At 66.8% G+C, this 2,458-nt stretch carries 2 protein-coding genes; both read right to left on the bottom strand.

Features of this window, described 5'->3' with window-relative positions; translation table 11 throughout:
• On the bottom strand, nt 1–1,356 hold a 1,356-nt coding region (locus tag ACRDUX_RS12970; protein ID WP_526414432.1), incomplete at its 3' end, for a sugar ABC transporter ATP-binding protein.
• Nucleotides 1,357–1,381: 25 nt separating this feature from the next.
• A complete protein-coding gene (locus ACRDUX_RS12965; protein WP_526414431.1) occupies nt 1,382–2,332 on the bottom strand; it encodes a substrate-binding domain-containing protein in 951 nt (316 codons plus the stop codon).
• Between the last annotated feature and the right edge of the window lie 126 nt (nt 2,333–2,458).

The raw sequence follows: 2,458 nt of genomic DNA, 5'->3' as shown, positions 1-2,458 counted from the left end.
CACCACCACGACCGCCGTTCCGGCGGTGGTCAATTCGGCGATGAGCTGATAGATCGCCGAGCGCGCGCCGACGTCGATCCCACGGGTGGGTTCATCCAGGATCACCACCCGGGGGCCGCGTTCGAGCCACTTTCCCAGCACCACCTTCTGCTGGTTGCCACCCGACAGCGACGCGACGGCGTTGTTGGGGCGGCCCTTGACACCGAGCTTGCGGGATACGTCGATCCCCATCGACCGCACCGCCTTCGGCATGACCCAGCCCCGGTGCTGTAGCGAATCCAGGTTGGGCAGGGCGATGTTGTCCTCGATGGTCTCGGCGACGATGAGGCCCTGCTGCTTGCGGTCCTCGGGCACCAGTGCGATCCCGGCGCGGATCGCCTCGCGGAGGCCACCGCGCAACGCCTTGCCGTCCATGCTCACGGTGCCCGAGTATGCGTCGGCGCCGGCGATGGCCCGCACCACCTCGGTCCGGCCTGCGCCCACGATGCCGGCGATGCCGAAGATCTCGCCGGCATGCACGTCGAAGTCGATGTCGGCGAACCTGCCAGTGGCAGAGGACAAGCCACGCACCGAGAGCACCACCTCCTTGCTCGGCGGCGCAATGTCGGGGAAGAGCCGGTGAATCGGACGGCCCACCATCTCCTGCACCAACTGATCCGGCGAGACGTGTCCATTGGGATGTTCGCTGACCTTGCACCCGTCCCGCAGGACGACGATGCGGTCGGCGATCTGCGCGATCTCGGAGAGCCGGTGGCTGACGTAGACGAACGAGACGCCGTCGGCGCGCAGCGCGCGCACCGTGGCGAACAGCGCATCGGTCTCGTCGCGGCCCAGAGCCGCCGTCGGTTCGTCCAGAATGAGCAGTCGCGCGTCGAGGGCGAGTGCCTTGGCTATCTCGACCTGCTGCTGGCCTGCGACGCTGAGGTCCCGAACCAGCTGATCCATCCGGCCGGTGAAGCCGAGTCGGTCCAAGTGGCGCTTGGCATCACGGGCCATGTCCGACTGGGAGACGAAGCCGTTACGGGTCGACCAACGGCCAACCATCACGTTCTCCGCAACACTGAGTTCGGGCAGCAGCCGCATCTCCTGGTGGATCATCCCGATGCCAAGGGCGATCGACTCACCAGGACTGGCAGGAGCGTACGGCGCGCCGCACCACGTCATGGTCCCAGCGCTCGGAGTCGTCGATCCGGCAACGATGCTCGCCAGGGTCGACTTGCCCGCCCCGTTCTCGCCGAGTAATGCCACCACCTCGCCGGGCTCGATCGTCAGATCGACCTCGGCGAGTGCGACGGTGCCGGGATAGTGCTTCGAGATGCCTTCGACGACGAGGATCGAGTCCTGTTGTGCAGTCATGTCATTCTCCAGCCGGGCGTGGCGGTCACGGATGCTTGGCAAGGAACTGGCTGACGTTGTCACGTGTCGTCAGCAGTCCCTTCTGGAGCTGTTCGGCAGGTACATCGGACCCGTCGATCAAGGCCTTCGCCGATGAGACCGCGAGCGCCCCCATGCGATAGGTCTGCTGGGTGATGGTGGCGGCGATCGTGCCGTCTCGGACTGCCTCGAGGCCGGCGATGTCGCCGTCGAACCCGACGACCGTGATGTCGGTGCGGTCGGCGGCGCGCGCGGCAGAGGCGGCCCCGAGGGCCAGCGCGTCGGCCCGGCCGAACAGGACGGTGATGTCGGGGTGGGCCTGGAGCATGTCGGTGGCGATGTCGAAACCCTCGCTTTGGGACCACTGCTGCGATGCTTGGCGCGCAGCCTCCGTTAGCCCGGGCGCGGTCTTCAACGCCTCGGTGAAGCCCTCGTCACGGGCCATCTCCGGCGTGGTGCCGAGCTGGCCCTGTACCGTGCCAACGACGCCTCGTCCCTTGCTGACGTTGATGACGTAGTTGCCGAGATCCCTTGCCGCGGCCACGCTGTCGGTGGCAATGAACGTGGTGGCCGGGGCACCCGCTGGGTTGCGGTCCACGGCCACGATGGGGATGCCTGCGGCTTTGGCGTCACGAACCGGCACGGTGGCTGCGGTCGCTCCGGCCGGGATGTAGATGATGGCATCCACCTCCTGTGTGATGAAGTTCTGAATCTGGCTGACCTGGGTGTCCCCGTCACCCTTCGCGTCCGCGACCACGACACGGAACCCGTCCTTGTCCGCGGCTGCCTGTACCGCCTGCCGGATCATGTTGAAGAAGTCCGCTTGTTGATTGGCGACCGCCAGACCGATCGTGGGCCGTCCATCCGAATGGTCCAGCAGCGCCCTGCATCCGCTGGTCGTCAGCACCAACACCAACGCCGCGACGACGGCGAACCAGCGCTGAGCGCCCCGATCCATCACGAGCTCCTCCGGCGGAGCACGTCGGAGCCCACCGCGATGGCGATGACCAAGCCGATGACGACCTGCTGAACGAATGGTGACACCCCGAGCAGGTTGAGCCCGTTGCGGAGCACACCGATGATG

Source organism: Mycobacterium sp., from assembly GCF_050701675.1.
Lineage (GTDB): Bacteria > Actinomycetota > Actinomycetes > Mycobacteriales > Mycobacteriaceae > Mycobacterium.
Note: the sequence above shows the minus strand (reverse complement) of the source record. Positions and strands in the feature narration are given on the sequence as shown.